The organism is Pectobacterium polaris (assembly GCF_002307355.1).
GTDB lineage: Bacteria > Pseudomonadota > Gammaproteobacteria > Enterobacterales > Enterobacteriaceae > Pectobacterium > Pectobacterium polare.
Genome location: NZ_CP017481.1, coordinates 3,340,322 through 3,355,771, shown reverse-complemented (window position 1 = coordinate 3,355,771; position 15,450 = coordinate 3,340,322). Strand labels below are relative to the sequence as shown.

The 15,450-nt window shown below is 49.8% G+C and carries 15 protein-coding genes and 1 other annotated feature; of the genes, 2 read left to right on the top strand and 13 right to left on the bottom strand.

From position 1 onward, the window contains the following. The first annotated feature begins 53 nt into the window (after positions 1-53). Both BJJ97_RS15095 and BJJ97_RS15090 read left to right on the top strand, forming a co-directional pair. Positions 54-1,772 carry an ABC transporter ATP-binding protein gene (locus BJJ97_RS15095; protein ID WP_095994463.1) on the top strand — a complete coding sequence of 573 codons (1,719 nt, stop codon included), beginning with the start codon at positions 54-56 and terminating at the stop codon, positions 1,770-1,772. 289 nt (positions 1,773-2,061) lie between these two features. Beyond that, on the top strand, positions 2,062-2,487 hold the full coding sequence (locus tag BJJ97_RS15090) for a nitrous oxide-stimulated promoter family protein (RefSeq protein WP_095994462.1): 426 nt from the start codon (positions 2,062-2,064) through the stop codon (positions 2,485-2,487). Positions 2,488-2,548: 61 nt separating this feature from the next. Here the strand turns inward: BJJ97_RS15090 and ihfA are convergent, their stop codons facing one another. The 13 genes from ihfA to htpX all read right to left on the bottom strand — a co-directional run bounded on the left by ihfA (position 2,549) and on the right by htpX (position 15,433). Then, entirely contained in the window at positions 2,549-2,845 is a 297-nt protein-coding gene (gene ihfA / locus BJJ97_RS15085) for an integration host factor subunit alpha (protein ID WP_009112984.1), read from the bottom strand. 4 nt (positions 2,846-2,849) lie between these two features. Beyond that, positions 2,850-5,237 carry a phenylalanine--tRNA ligase subunit beta gene (gene pheT / locus BJJ97_RS15080; RefSeq protein ID WP_095994461.1) on the bottom strand — a complete coding sequence of 796 codons (2,388 nt, stop codon included), beginning with the start codon at positions 5,235-5,237 and terminating at the stop codon, positions 2,850-2,852. 14 nt (positions 5,238-5,251) lie between these two features. Further along, positions 5,252-6,235 (bottom strand): phenylalanine--tRNA ligase subunit alpha, encoded by a 984-nt coding sequence (pheS, locus tag BJJ97_RS15075; RefSeq protein WP_014915263.1) that lies wholly within the window; start codon positions 6,233-6,235, stop codon positions 5,252-5,254. Between the two features lie 108 nt (positions 6,236-6,343). Further along, positions 6,344-6,467: a sequence feature (Phe leader region), on the bottom strand. Then, entirely contained in the window at positions 6,418-6,462 is a 45-nt protein-coding gene (pheM, locus tag BJJ97_RS22005; RefSeq protein ID WP_106120997.1) for a pheST operon leader peptide PheM, read from the bottom strand. It overlaps the preceding feature by 45 nt. Before the next feature lie 84 nt (positions 6,468-6,551). Further along, a complete protein-coding gene (gene rplT, locus BJJ97_RS15065; RefSeq protein WP_005968887.1) occupies positions 6,552-6,908 on the bottom strand; it encodes a 50S ribosomal protein L20 in 357 nt (118 codons plus the stop codon). Between the two features lie 43 nt (positions 6,909-6,951). Beyond that, positions 6,952-7,149 (bottom strand): 50S ribosomal protein L35, encoded by a 198-nt coding sequence (gene rpmI / locus BJJ97_RS15060; RefSeq protein WP_010275699.1) that lies wholly within the window; start codon positions 7,147-7,149, stop codon positions 6,952-6,954. 95 nt (positions 7,150-7,244) lie between these two features. Continuing rightward, positions 7,245-7,787 carry a translation initiation factor IF-3 gene (gene infC / locus BJJ97_RS15055; protein ID WP_095699351.1) on the bottom strand — a complete coding sequence of 181 codons (543 nt, stop codon included), beginning with the start codon at positions 7,785-7,787 and terminating at the stop codon, positions 7,245-7,247. 2 nt (positions 7,788-7,789) lie between these two features. Next, the gene (thrS, locus tag BJJ97_RS15050; protein ID WP_039480511.1) at positions 7,790-9,718 is read right to left on the bottom strand and encodes a threonine--tRNA ligase; all 1,929 of its coding nucleotides are present in this window, start codon (positions 9,716-9,718) and stop codon (positions 7,790-7,792) included. 258 nt (positions 9,719-9,976) lie between these two features. Next, the gene (locus BJJ97_RS15045; RefSeq protein ID WP_095699349.1) at positions 9,977-11,377 is read right to left on the bottom strand and encodes an amino acid permease; all 1,401 of its coding nucleotides are present in this window, start codon (positions 11,375-11,377) and stop codon (positions 9,977-9,979) included. Between the two features lie 126 nt (positions 11,378-11,503). Continuing rightward, the gene (locus BJJ97_RS15040; RefSeq protein WP_010275709.1) at positions 11,504-11,767 is read right to left on the bottom strand and encodes a YebO family protein; all 264 of its coding nucleotides are present in this window, start codon (positions 11,765-11,767) and stop codon (positions 11,504-11,506) included. Positions 11,768-12,024: 257 nt separating this feature from the next. After that, positions 12,025-12,816, bottom strand: a complete 792-nt coding sequence (kdgR, locus tag BJJ97_RS15035; protein WP_095699348.1) for a DNA-binding transcriptional regulator KdgR — start codon at positions 12,814-12,816, stop codon at positions 12,025-12,027. A gap of 214 nt (positions 12,817-13,030) precedes the next feature. Beyond that, entirely contained in the window at positions 13,031-14,197 is a 1,167-nt protein-coding gene (gene ogl, locus BJJ97_RS15030; RefSeq protein ID WP_010275714.1) for an oligogalacturonate lyase, read from the bottom strand. Positions 14,198-14,551: 354 nt separating this feature from the next. Then, positions 14,552-15,433, bottom strand: a complete 882-nt coding sequence (gene htpX, locus BJJ97_RS15025) for a protease HtpX (protein ID WP_039531346.1) — start codon at positions 15,431-15,433, stop codon at positions 14,552-14,554. Positions 15,434-15,450: the final 17 nt, after the last annotated feature.

Sequence of the window (15,450 nt, the reverse complement as noted above, 5' to 3'; positions counted from 1 at the left end):
CGCTAACCTGCTATAGTCGTCCCCACATTTCGTTACCTAAAAAATAGTCACACATGTTAAGGCGTTTCTTTTCCTACTATTCCCCTTACAAAGGGTTATTCGTCCTCGATTTCGGCTGTGCCATTATCGCTGGTCTGCTTGAATTAGGGTTTCCGATGGCGATTAAAGCGTTCATCGACAAACTGTTGCCGGCTCAAGACTGGTCGCTGATCCTGTTAGCGTCGGTGGCGCTATTGGCGGTGTATCTGCTAAATACCGCGCTAATGGCCATCGTCAACTATTGGGGACATGCGCTGGGCGTCGGTATTGAAACCGATATGCGGCGGCAGGCATTTGAGCATCTGCAAAATTTGCCGTTCCGTTACTACGACAATATGAAGACCGGCCATATCATCACCCACGTCACCAAAGATCTGGAAGAAGTCGGGGAAATTGCCCACCACGGCCCAGAAGACCTCTTCCTCGCGATCATGACGTTTATTGGTGCGTTCATCCTGATGGCGACGGTTCACCTGAATCTGGCGCTGCTGACGATCATTATCGTGCCTTTCATGACGTTTCTCGTCAGCCGCTATGGTGCCCGCATGACGGAAACCTGGCGTCAGCTATTCGGTCAGGTTGGCAACTTCAACGCCCGAATTGAGGAAAGCGTTGGGGGCATCCGCGTCGTGAAAGCTTTTGCCAATGAAGCGCATGAGAAGAAACTGTTCTCCAACGATAACGAAAACTACCGCCGTACCAAGTTGCAGGCCTATCGCATCATGACCGCCAGTATGACGCTCAGTTACCTTAGCACGCGCCTGATACAGCTTATCGTGATGCTGGCCGGTATTTGGTACGTGATTCAGGGGGAACTCACCTACGGTGGTTTTATCGGTTTCCTGCTGCTGATTGAAGTTTTCTTCCGTCCGGTCGCCAAAATTACTTCGGTGCTGGAGAGCTATCCCAAAGGTATTGCGGGATTCAAACGCTTTACTCAGCTGATCGACACCGTTCCCGAGATTGCCGACGCTCCCGATGCGCATGATGCTGGGCCGCTGAAAGGCGATATCCGCTTTAATCAGGTGAGCTTTGGTTATTCCGCCGATCGTCCGATTCTGCGTAATATCGATCTGTCGATTCGCGCAGGAGAAACCGTGGCATTTGTCGGCCCCTCCGGCGCGGGCAAAACTACCCTCTGTTCCCTGCTGCCCCGTTTCTACGATTTAACCAGCGGCACCATCACCATTGACGGCATGGATATCCGCCAGATGACGCAGGCATCGCTACGCAGCCAAATCGGCATCGTACAGCAGGATGTCTTCCTGTTCGGCGGCACCATTCGGGAAAACATCGCCTACGGCAAACTTGATGCCAGTGATGACGAAATCATGGTGGCCGCACGACGTGCGCGGTTAGATGAGCTGATCGAAAACCTGCCTGAAGGACTGGATACCGTGGTCGGCGAACGCGGCGTTAAGCTATCAGGTGGGCAAAAGCAGCGTTTATCTATCGCACGAATCTTCCTGAAAAACCCGCCGATCCTAATTCTGGACGAAGCGACATCTGCGCTGGATACCGCAACGGAGCAAGCAATACAGCAGTCGCTCAGCGAACTTTCTACTGGCCGCACTACGTTGGTTATCGCCCACAGGCTGGCCACCATACAGAACGCGGGACGCATTGTGGTGGTGGATAACGGCAGCATTATTGAGCAAGGCAGCCATCAGGTGCTGCTGGAACAAAGTGGTATCTATGCCAGATTACATCAGGCGCAGTTCGGTCAGGCCTGATTACCTCCTCACCTCAGACTGCTGACAAACCTATTTTTCGAACGAAAACGGTAGTAACGGAATAGAAGAGTAAAGCGTTTGCGCCATGGATGGCGCAAGTCGAGCGCACAGGGATGTGTTTATAGCGTCTTTACGATCTATCCGTTGCTACCGCCCCACTATTTTTGCCAACATCCTCAAACGGTGTTATTCACTGCCTTTTCCCACATAGATGTGACTTCAGAGGTTTCCCTTGCAATAAATTGCATTTAAAATACATTTATTATAATTTCATCAGGACATGACACACATGGCGAGAAAACCCCTGGGAAAATACCGACAGCGGGAGATCCGTACCGTCGGATTGATGATCGCGCTGTATGAAAAGCATCATCCTGAAACCGACGATAACGCGCAGCATAAAGACTTATTCAACTACGCCATCAAGCGTCTGGAACGCTGCCAATTCGGCGAAGATAAACCCGCGTGTAAGCATTGCCCCATTCACTGCTATCAACCCGCCCGACGTGAGGCGATCAAAGCGATTATGCGCTGGTCGGGGCCACGGATGTTGTTGCGCCACCCGATTCTGGCAATACGCCATTTAATTGACGACCATCGACCAGTGCCGGACTATCCGAAAAAAGAGACTGCGCCAAAAGCGCCAAATGGACGGGCAACGCGTTTAGCCTCGCAGCATACTGCACCAGCAGATACCGAATCGACGTTGAAATAGATAATGTGAAGACGAATAAGATAGGAAAAGGCCGCTTGCGCGGCCTTTTTGGGTGACTCTGTTACTCTTTGGGAGAGGCGTTCTCTACCCTGCTTTTTAGCTTTTGCCCCGGACGGAACGTGACCACACGGCGCGCCGTAATCGGAATATCTTCGCCAGTTTTTGGGTTACGTCCCGGACGTTGGTTCTTGTCTCGCAAATCAAAATTGCCAAAACCTGACAACTTGACCTGCTCGCCATTTTCCAAAGCGCGACGAACTTCTTCAAAAAACAGCTCGACTAGCTCTTTGGCATCCCGTTTGCTCAGCCCGAGCTTCTCAAACAGGTATTCTGACATTTCAGCTTTAGTAAGCGCCATAGGTTCAATCCCTCAAGGATGCTTGGAATCGCTGTTTTAATGCTGCTACGCATTCTGCAACGGTAGCGGCAATTTCCTCTTCTGCCAGTGTACGCGTGGTATCTTGCAGGGTCAGACTGATAGCCAGACTCTTATAACCTTCCGCTACGCCCTTCCCTCGGTACACGTCGAATAAGTTTACGCCAACTAACTGATTTGCGCCAACTTTCTTACACTCAGCCAAAATATCACCCGCAGGGACATTTTCAGCGACCACAACGGCGATATCGCGACGGTTCGCCGGGAAGCGGGAAATCTCGTTCGCCTCAGGCAATACGCGGTCTGCGACCTTATCCCACAACAATTCGAACACCACGGTGCGCCCGTTGAGATCCAACTTGCGCTCCAGTTCTGGGTGAATAACGCCAATGAATCCAATGCGTTCTCCGCACAGATAAATAGCAGCACTTTGTCCTGGATGCAATGCCGGATTATTTTCGGCTTTGAACTCAATCTCAGACAACTTGCCCGTCAATGCCAGTACCGCTTCCAAATCGCCTTTTAAATCATAGAAGTCAACGGCCTGACGCGCCAGATCCCAATGCTCTTCATAACGGGTGCCAGTAATCACACCCGCCAGCATCAGATCCTGACGAATACCCAGGTCAGCACTGGTGTCCGGTACAAAACGGAGGCCACTTTCAAACAGGCGCAGGCGGCTTTGTTGACGGTTTTGGTTATACACCGCAGCACTCAGCAAGCCACTCCACAGCGATAAACGCATCACCGACATCTCTGCAGAAATCGGGCTCGGCAGGCTCAGAGATGCCTCAGTAGGGTGGATTAACCCTTGAATTTTCGGGTCAACAAAACTGTAAGTAATTGCTTCTTGATACCCGTGATCGACTAATAATGTCTTCACGCGCTTCAATGACAGTGACGCTTCGCGATGCGAGGTCATAATCAATGGCGCTTGAGTCGGAATATTCGGAATGTTGTTATAGCCGTAAATACGCGCGACTTCTTCAACCAGATCCTCTTCAATTTCCATGTCGAAGCGCCAGCTCGGTGCCGTCGCCTGCCAACCTGCATCGGTTTTCGCGACGTTACAGCCCAGACGTTGCAGAATATCGCTCACCTGCTCATCGGCAATCACATGGCCAATCAGACGATCCAGCTTTTCACGGCGCAGCGTAATCGTTGCGCGCGTCGGCAAGTCTGCCTCGCTGGTCACATCAACCACCGGACCCGCTTCACCACCACAGATATCAATCAGCAGGCGAGTCGCGCGTTCAATGGCTTTGTGCTGTAACGCGGGATCAACGCCACGCTCGTAGCGGTGAGAGGCATCGGTGTGCAAACCGTGACGACGTGCACGTCCGGTAATCGACAGCGGGTTGAAATAAGCGCATTCCAGCAGAACGTTTTGCGTTTCTTCATTGACGCCAGAATGCTCACCGCCAAAGATACCGCCCATCGCCAGCGCATTCTGCTGGTCAGCGATAACCAGCGTATCCGCATTCAGCTTCGCTTCGTTACCATCCAGCAGCGTCAGCGTTTCGCCTTCTGTCGCCATACGCACGATAATGCCGCCGTTGAGACGGTCAAGATCGAACGCATGCATTGGTTGACCGAGTTCCAACAGAACGTAGTTAGTCACGTCAACCACTGGATCGATAGAACGAATACCGCAGCGGCGCAGCTTTTCACGCATCCACAGTGGCGTTGCCGCCTTAACGTTGATGCCTTTCACCACACGGCCTAAGTAACGCGGACATGCCTGCGGCGCATCGACCTGAATCGGGAAAGTATCCTGAATCGTTGCGGCAACGGGCTCAATAGTCGGTTCATTCAACGCCAGTTGATTCAACACGGCGACATCACGCGCCACGCCAATGATACCGAGGCAATCTGCACGGTTCGGCGTCACGCTGATTTCAATCGCGTTGTCATCCAACTTCAGGTACTCACGGATATCCGTGCCAATCGGCGCGTCTAACGGCAGTTCGATGATGCCATCATGATCGTCGGAAATACCTAACTCGGAAAATGAGCACAGCATGCCTTCAGACGGCTCGCCACGCAGTTTAGCGGCTTTAATTTTGAAATCGCCCGGCAGCACAGCACCGACCGTCGCCACCGCCACTTTCAGGCCCAGACGACAGTTCGGCGCACCACAGACGATGTCCAGCAGACGCTCACCGCCGACATTGACTTTCGTCACACGCAGTTTGTCTGCGTTCGGGTGCTGCCCACATTCAACCACTTCACCGACAACCACGCCGTGGAATGCGCCAGCAACCGGCTCAACGCCATCCACTTCCAGCCCTGCCATCGTGATCTGTTCAGATAGCGTTTCACTGTCAACTGCCGGGTTTACCCACTCGCGTAACCAGAGTTCACTGAATTTCATGATGTATACCCGCCTTACTTAAACTGTTTGAGGAAACGCAGATCGTTTTCGAAGAATGCACGCAGATCGGTCACGCCATAGCGCAACATCGTCAGACGCTCCATACCCATACCGAACGCGAAGCCGGAATACACTTCTGGGTCGATACCGACATTACGCAGGACATTCGGGTGCACCATGCCGCAACCCAGAACTTCCAGCCATTTACCGTTTTTACCCATCACATCCACTTCAGCAGACGGTTCGGTAAACGGGAAATAAGACGGACGGAAGCGAACCTGCAAATCTTCCTCAAAGAAATTACGCAGGAAATCATGCAGCGTGCCTTTCAGGTTGGTGAAGCTGATGTCTTTATCGACGATCAACCCTTCCATCTGATGGAACATCGGCGTGTGGGTCTGATCGTAATCGTTACGATAAACGCGACCCGGCGCGATGATACGGATAGGCGGTTGCTGCTTTTCCATGGTACGAATCTGAACGCCGGAAGTCTGTGTGCGCAGCAGGCGTGTAGCATCAAACCAGAACGTGTCGTGATCAGCACGCGCAGGGTGATGCCCTGGAATATTCAGCGCATCAAAGTTGTGATAGTCATCTTCGATCTCTGGCCCGGTAACAACCGAAAAACCCAGCTCGCCGAAAAAGGTTTCGATGCGATCGATGGTACGCGTCACTGGATGCAAGCCACCATTTTCAATGGTTCGGCCCGGCAGGGAAACGTCGATGGTTTCTTGCGCCAGACGCGCATTTAGCTCAGCGGATTCCAGCATGTGCTTACGGGCATTCAGCGCGTCCTGAACATCTTGCTTAGCCTGGTTAATGACAGCACCAGCCGCAGGACGTTCTTCAGCCGGCAACTCGCGCAGCGAGGTCATCTGAAGGGTTAAGTGACCTTTTTTGCCCAGATATTCGACGCGCACATTTTCCAGTGCGGCAACATCCTGAGCCTCTTCTATAGCTGTTCTGGCTTTGGCAACCAGCTCTGCGAGATGTGGCATTGTGTTCCTCTTTTTCTGCCTATGTGGCCAACGGTCATGATTGAAGAATGTCGTTTTACTCAAAACGATAAATGTTACTAAAAACAAGAGTAAAAACCGATTATTGTAAACAAAAAAGCCTCCCTATGGGAGGCTTAAGCGCTACTTTTCGTTTCTTTTCTTACGCGCAAAGCCCCCTGAATTCAGGCGCTAAAGTAAAAAAAGAAACGGAAAATAGCAGCGTTCATACTTGCGTTACCTTGTCTTGTAAATAATAAAAACTAAACGTGTAGTGCTCGACGAAAAGAGGGAGCCAAAGCTCCCTCTCTCAACTGACTTACGCCAGTGCTGCTTTCGCTTTTTCGACCAGCGCGCTGAACGCTAACTTATCGAATACTGCGATATCAGCCAGAATCTTACGGTCAATTTCAACAGAAGCTTTTTTCAAGCCGTTGATGAATTTGCTGTAAGACAAGCCGTTTTGACGAGCTGCCGCATTGATACGTGCAATCCACAGCTGGCGGAATTGACGTTTACGTTGACGACGGTCGCGGTAAGCGTATTGACCAGCTTTGATTACTGCCTGGAAGGCAACACGATAAACACGCGAACGGGCACCGTAGTAACCTTTCGCTTGTTTCAATATTTTCTTGTGACGTGCACGGGCAACTACACCACGTTTTACGCGAGCCATATGCTCTCTCCTAAAGTCTTATTCTGAATTAAAAAAAGGTTACTTATGCGTACGGCAGACATGCGATAACAAGACCCAGATCCCCTTTGGAGACCAGACCTTTTGGACGCAGGTGACGTTTACGCTTAGTTGACTTTTTGGTCAGAATATGACGCAGGTTAGCATGCTTACGCTTAAAACCACCGCTTGCGGTTTTTTTAAAGCGTTTAGCGGCGCCACGTACTGTTTTGATCTTTGGCATTGTTATTTCCACTTCGCATTGTTAATAAAACGAATCAGATAAGGCGAACAAAGCCGTACAACACAAAGGTTGTACGGTCTTGCTACTTGAATGCCTTACTGTTTCTTCTTCGGTGCTAGCACCATGATCATCTGGCGGCCTTCGATCTTCGATGGGAAGGATTCGACAACTGCCAGTTCACTCAGATCGTCACGAACGCGGTTAAGCACTTCCATACCAATCTGTTGGTGCGCCATTTCACGACCGCGGAAACGCAGTGTGATTTTAGCTTTGTCACCGTCTTCAAGAAAGCGAATCAGGTTGCGTAGTTTGACCTGATAGTCGCCATCATCGGTACCAGGTCGGAATTTGATTTCCTTGACCTGAATAACTTTTTGTTTTTTCTTCTGTTCCTTTGTGGACTTACTCTTCTCATAAAGGAACTTGCCGTAATCCATAATTCGGCAAACCGGCGGCTCGGCGTTCGGACTGATTTCAACTAAATCAACACCTGCTTCTTCGGCTTTTTCTAATGCTTCATTTAGACTTACGATGCCCAGCTGTTCGCCTTCGACGCCTGATAGGCGTACCTCGTGTGCGCGAATCTCTCTGTTGATGCGATTAGGACGCGCCGGTTGAACTCGTTTTCCGCCTTTAATACCTATACCTCCAATTGATGAAGACTACGGCTGCGAATCTCTTGCTGCAGCTTACTGATGACTTCACTGACGTCCAGGCTCCCCAGGTCTTTACCACGACGAGTACGGACAGCAACTTTTCCTGCCTCGACTTCTTTGTCGCCACAAACCAGCATATAGGGAACACGTCGTAAAGTGTGTTCGCGGATTTTAAAGCCTATCTTCTCATTTCTCAAGTCTGCTTTTACACGAATGCCCGCTTCTTGCAGTTTTCGGGTCAATTCGTTGACATAATCAGACTGGCTATCGGTGATATTTATAATCACCGCTTGAACCGGGGCTAACCAGGTCGGGAAGAAACCGGCGAATTCTTCGGTCAGAATACCGATAAAACGCTCCATTGATCCCAAAATAGCCCGGTGGATCATAACCGGAACCTGACGCTCGTTGCTTTCGCCAACGTAAGACGCGTTCAGACGACCCGGTAATGAAAAGTCGAGCTGCACCGTACCACACTGCCACGCACGATCCAAACAGTCATGCAAGGTAAATTCAATTTTTGGGCCGTAGAACGCCCCTTCACCCGGCTGATAGGCGAATTCGATGTTATTTTCAGTCAACGCGGCAGCCAAGTCGGCCTCAGCGCGATCCCACATCTCATCGCTACCAATACGTTTTTCAGGACGCGTAGACAGTTTCACCACGATTTTTTCAAAACCGAAGGTGCTGTACATGTCATACACCATCTTGATGCAGCTGTTCACTTCATCACGAACCTGCTCTTCCGTACAGAAGATGTGCGCATCGTCCTGAGTGAAGCCACGCACGCGCATTAAGCCATGCAGAGAGCCTGACGGTTCATTACGGTGACAGCTACCGAACTCGGCCATACGCAGCGGCAGATCGCGGTATGATTTCAATCCCTGATTGAAAATCTGTACGTGGCCTGGGCAGTTCATTGGCTTGATGCAGTATTCACGGTTTTCTGATGACGTCGTGAACATCGCTTCTTTGTAGTTTTCCCAGTGACCAGTTTTTTCCCACATCACGCGATCCATCATGAATGGACCTTTTACTTCCTGATACTGGTACGACTTCAGCTTCATGCGTACAAACGCTTCCAGCTCGCGGAAGATCGTCCAGCCGTCGTTGTGCCAGAACACCATACCTGGTGCTTCTTCCTGCATATGGTACAGGTCAAGCTGTTTGCCGATCTTGCGGTGGTCGCGCTTAGACGCTTCTTCAAGGCGTTGCAGGTAAGAAGCCAGTTGCTTTTTATCTGCCCATGCGGTGCCGTAAACGCGTTGCAGCATTTTGTTTTTGCTGTCGCCACGCCAGTAAGCGCCGGACGTTTTCTGCAATTTGAAATGGTGGCAGAAACGCATATTCGGTACGTGCGGACCACGGCACATATCGATGTATTCTTCATGGTGATACAGACCCGGACGATCGTCGCGACTGATGTTCTCATCCAGAATCGCAATTTTGTAGGTCTCACCGCGTGCAGCGAACGCATCGCGCGCTTCCTGCCAGCTGACTTTTTTCTTAATGACGTCATAGTCAGTGTCGGCAAGCTCGTGCATACGCTTTTCGAGCAGCTCAATATCTTCCTGAGTCAGGGTACGGTCGATATCAACGTCATAGTAAAAACCGTTATCGATAACGGGACCAATCGCCATTTTGGTATCTGGCCACAGTTGCTTAATCGCATGGCCCAATAGGTGCGCACAGGAGTGGCGAATAATTTCCAGACCGGCTTCATCTTTAGCGGTGATGATAGCTAACTGCGCATCGGTATCGATCTTATCGCTGGCATCAACCAGTTCGCCATTGACACGTCCTGCGATACAGGCTTTTGCCAGACCGGGACCAATATCAAGTGCAACATCGAGGGGAGAAACGGCGTGGTCGTAATGACGCTGACTTCCATCAGGAAGAGTGATAACTGGCATTATAATTCCCTTATTTACAGTGGTGAGCCACACGAAAGCTCACATGCAAAAAATCGCATATCAATTGAAAATCAAAAGTGTTACCCCTGCTATTTCTCTTTACTCTGTGAAATATATACACATGATGCGAACACTAAAGGTGCGCATTAGCGTGACACGGATAACGTCGGGGCAATAATACACCTTATAACTTACGTGTTAAAGCTGGATGGGTAGCCTGTTCATCTTTGCATCGTGATGAACAGGCTACTGAGGGGTTTACTGTGTCTGCACCGACTTCAGCGATGCATTATTTTTGCGGGAGAATCGGAAACCAAGCCAAATAACGGCAATCCAGAACGGAATTAAGATGACCGAAATGCGAATCCCCGGAGACAGCAGCATAATCACCAGAATCCCTGCCAGAAACGCCAGACACAGGTAGTTGCCCCACGGATACCAGAAGGCTTTAAACGCAGGAACAATGCCCTTCTCTATCATCGCCTGACGAAAACGCAGGTGAGCAAAGCAAATCATGATCCAGTTAATCACCAGCGTTGAAACCACCAGCGCCATCAACAACTCAAAGGCTTTGCCTGGCATCAGGTAGTTGATCGCGACGCCGAACGATGTCGCTAACGCTGACAGCGCGATAGAACGAACGGGGACACCTCGTGCGTTGACCTTCGCGAGAGATTTCGGCGCATTTCCCTGTTTTGCCAAACCGTACAGCATCCGGCTATTGCAGTACACGCCGCTGTTGTAAACCGATAACGCTGCCGTGAGTACTACGATGTTAAGTACGTTTGCGACTATATTGCTATTCAGCGCCTGGAAAATCAGGACAAACGGACTCCCGCCATCGACGACATTTCCCCACGGATAAAGCGATAACAAAATAGACAGCGCGCCGATATAGAAAATCAGGATGCGATAGACCACCTGATTGGTCGCCTGAGGAATAGAACGCTTCGGATCGGCTGCTTCAGCAGCAGTAATACCCACCAATTCCAGACCACCGAATGAAAACATGATCACAGCCATCGCCATGATCAATCCACTTGCGCCATTCGGCATGAATCCGCCATGGATCCATAAGTTACGCACCGTTGCCGTTTCGCCACCATTGCCACTCAGCAGCAACCAACTGCCGAAGACAATCATCCCAACGATGGCAAGCACTTTGATAAGGGCAAACCAGAATTCCGTTTCCCCAAACATCCGCACATTAACCAGATTGATAAGGTTGATCAGCACGAAGAATATCGCGGCGGACAGCCAGGTTGGCGTTTCAGGCCACCAGTATTGGATATAAATCCCCACGGCCGTCAGTTCAGCCATCCCTACCAGAATAAACATCGCCCAGTAGTTCCAGCCAGCCAGAAAGCCCGCAAAATCGCCCCAGTACTTATAAGCAAAATGGCTAAACGAACCCGCTACCGGTTCTTCCACCACCATCTCACCCAGCTGTCGCATAATCAGAAACGCAATCATTCCAGCAACCGCATAGCCTAATAAAACGGACGGCCCTGCCATTTGGATAGTCTGCGATATCCCTAAAAACAATCCGGTACCAATCGCACCACCCAGCGCAATCAGTTGAATATGTCGATTCTTTAACCCTCGTTTTAGAACCAATTCCTGTTGATCGTTTGCTATGTTGTTTTGAGCATTTGCCATGTTGTTTTTGTGCTTCCTGTAAAGCCTTCTTCATTTTATAACAATGCCTGCTCATGCCATCAGCATGAAGGATGACGTGAGCAGGCAAAGGGATAGATGTTTACGCGTTACACAGTGATTGAGCCATTAACGTTCTGGGATGACACTTTTAAACGTTAGCTCCACATCATCACGATCGCGCTCAGCGGCAAGCGCTTCAGGCTCACTTTTTTCTGCATTCTGAGGCAACAATTTTTTCAATAATGCTAACTGCTGGCGCTGCTGCTCTACGATTTCCTGCAACAATTTCACTTGCTCATTCGCTCTGACACTCGCCCGATTAACAAAAAACCAGACCAGCGCGGCCAGCAGCACAATGAGCAAGACAAAAACCACTTCTAATATGTTCACAACGACTCCACTTATAACCACTTATGACAGGTACCTGTGGGCTATCTTAACACCGTGGCATAGCCAAGTTCGATACCCAACCCTATCCGTTATCCACATCGTGTTGATGCGCACCGCTATCGTATTGGTGCAAAAATAAAAAAAACGTGGGGAGCGTTTTTCAACATCGCTTACGACGGCCCGCAGGGTAGCGGCCTGGAATGGCACGCAATAAAAAGCCTGTCGACAAGGACAGGCTCAGGCATTGATAGGGAATATCAGAAAGGGTAATCGTGGTAGCCCATTTGCTCAGAGATATTTCTGGCCGCAGTGTGCAGCATAGCCACATATTCGTGTTTATTGTCTTCTGAAAAACGAATCGTTGGGAAAGAAATACTAAGACCAGCAATCACCACGCCAAAACGATCGAATACTGGCACAGCGATACAACGCAGTCCTTCTTCCTGTTCTTCTTTATCTTCCCCGTAGCCTTGCTCACGCACGACATCCAATTGGTTGAGAAGCGCTTCAGCAGAACACAGCGTGTGCGGCGTACTGCGCGTGAATTCGACAGTCGACAGAACCTCTTCCACTTCGCCACGATCGCGCCATGCCAACAACACTTTACCAATTGCGGTACTGTGCAGCGGATTACGGCGACCAATGCGCGAATACATACGCAGGTTATACATCGAGTCAATTTTGTGGATATAAACGATGCCGTCTTCATCCAACGCGCCAAGGTGGATTGTTTCCCGCGTTAGTGCAGATAACTCACGCATCTGTATATCCGCACTGCGGATTAAATCTACGTTCTGCAATGCCTTTGCCCCAAGTTCAAACAACTTGAGCGTCAGCGAATATTTCTCTGATTCACCTTCCTGCGCAACATAGCCCAGGGATTTCATCGTCTGCAAGAAGCGGTAAACGGTACTCTTAGACATCATGACTCGCTGAGAAAGCTCGGTAATACCAATTTCTCTCTCTTCACCTAATGCCTGTAAAATACCAAAAACCTTTAAAACGGACGACACGGAATCGGGTTGTTTATCTAAATCTGCACTAGCCATTTTTGTGGTTACCCTACTCAGTTTTTTTTGTTTTAAAAAAAATAGAACAATGGTTTTAGTATAAAGGGAACGCTTTGATTATGGCAATGGAGCAATAACGATAATCAAGTTAAGTTTGAGAAATAACCGCGTCAGAGACTTAATAAAATAATATGTAAGAAAATATTTTAAAATAATCCGCGCCATAAAATGTGACGCGGATTTATTAGTATTATTAGTGCCAGACTGAATCAGGAACCTTCGCCAGATACAGCGCAGGCTTTCCATCTACGTCAGAAGTAAACAGGACTTGTTTATTATCCGGCGTAAAGGAAGGATGTGGGTGAGTAACCTGACGGTCCCCTTCCAACACGTCCCATGATGTATTGTGTTGCGCGATACGATGTTCTTTGCCGGTTTTCAGATTGAAAACATACAGGAACGGGTCGTTCTCGATCTTGTAGCCACCATCGTCCTGCACGTCGACTGGCGCATCGGAACCGTCGCCGACCAACAGCGTGCCATCATAGTTACTCATCAGGTGAGAACACGGCGGCATTACGCGCAGTTGGCGATCTTCCAACGTAACCGGGTCGATGCTGCGGATGTAGCGATTGGTATCGTCTTTAAGGTAAGAGACGTAAATCATCGCTGAACCATCTGGCACCCAGAATTCGTGGGTGCAGCTTTCGCCTTCCGCATGCTCTTTCACTTTACGCATGTTGGTGCCATCTTCATTGATGAACCACATACGCGCATCAACCAGGTCATGCGGACCTTCGTGGCAGAACGCAACCGTGTTGTCATCACCCGGACGGTAGATTGGGTGACCCAGCCACTGGTTTTCCTGAAGGATAGTCTCTGCTTCGCCCGTTATCAAATCGACGCGAATCAGACGACAGCAAGGATTGGTGAAATAGAATTCCTGGAACTTTTTCCAATCGGTCAGTGGTTTCCAGTCTTCTTTTTTGATCTCAATACCGACCATTTTGGTGCAATCGGAGTTGGCAACCCAGGTACCGTAGCCGACCCAATCGTCAGGCACCTGATAAATCGTTTTCTCTTCCAGCGTAGCCAGATCGACACGCATCAGATTACGGGTATTTTTAACGTAATACAGCGCATCGTCATTCGGAGACAGGAAACCACCGAAGGTGTTGTCACCTTTGCCTTCCGTCAGCTGCGTGGCGCTCTGCTCTTTTAAATCCAGCAGATAGTAATTCCACGGGCCATCAAACGCAGCGCCAAACAGCAGCTTGCTGCCGTCATTGAAGAAACACTTCTGATAGAAATAGTTGCGGTGGCAGATAACATCGGGCGGGGTTAAGCGCACAACTTCGGTGCCGGTTGCTGAATCCTGGTAGGTATGAAACGTTAGGGGGATCTTGTTACCTTTGGCCATCCGTAAATCCTTAGAACTTATCATGAAGAATCTGACGCCACACGCGCATACTCTTCGATAACCTGACATTCCGTTCGCCCGATGAATCGGTCATCCCGACACCGGTTGTTCAAAAATCAGGCCACCAATCTCACGCGAGACGCCTGTTATATCGGCATTATAGAAACAATGTTTCATTTTTCCGTGATCGTGGTTTTATTTTATAAAACATTCTTCATATTTTCACCACCTGTTTCAGATCGAATGAAAACATTCGGGCGGAGAAAACGCAGGAACGATGAACCAATAAACGCAGAAATAACAAAGGCCCGAATGGGCCTTTGGGAAGATAGCTTCAGAAGATAATATCGTAAATTACTTCAGGTATTCGCCGGAGCGCAGCGCTTCGATACGCTTATCCAACGGCGGGTGTGACATGAACAGTTCGCTGAAGGATTTCGATTTTCCGTTAATGCAGAAAGCCATCATGCTGCTCTCTTCCTGCGGCTCATAGCTGGTCTTCAAGCGTTGCAGTGCAGCGATCATTTTCTCGCGCCCCACCAGCTTGGCTGAACCGGCATCCGCATGGAATTCACGGTAGCGTGAGAACCACATGGTGATAATGCTGGCAAGAATACCAAATACCAGTTCCAGCACGGTGGCAACAGCGAAGTAAACCAGCGGGTTGCCATTGCTGCTTTCACCTTCGTCACGGTTGCCGGACAGGAAACCGGAAACGACCTGCGCGATAAGACGAGAGATAAAGATAACGAAGGTATTTACGACCCCCTGAACCAACGTCATCGTCACCATATCGCCATTCGCGATGTGGCTAATCTCATGCGCGATAACCGCTTCAGCCTCGTCACGGCTCATGTTTTGCAGTAAACCGGTACTCACTGCTACCAGCGACGCATCACGACGGGCTCCCGTCGCGAACGCATTGATGTCCGGTGCATGGTAGATTGCTACCTGTGGCATCGCGATCCCAGCCTGCTGTGACTGTGAACGAACCGTTTCCATCAGCCAGCGTTCAGTTTCGTTACGTGGTTGTTCAATGACTTCACCACCAACGGACCGTAACGCCATCCATTTAGACATCAGCAATGAAACAAACGCACCGCCAAAGCCAAACAGTCCAGCCATAATCATTAAGCCCTGGACACTGCTGGACTGAATTCCCGTCAGGCTGAGTACCAGCCCGAAAACCAACATCACCGCCAGGTTGGTGATCAGGAAAAGCGCAATACGCATCATAAAGGTCTCATTTCCTC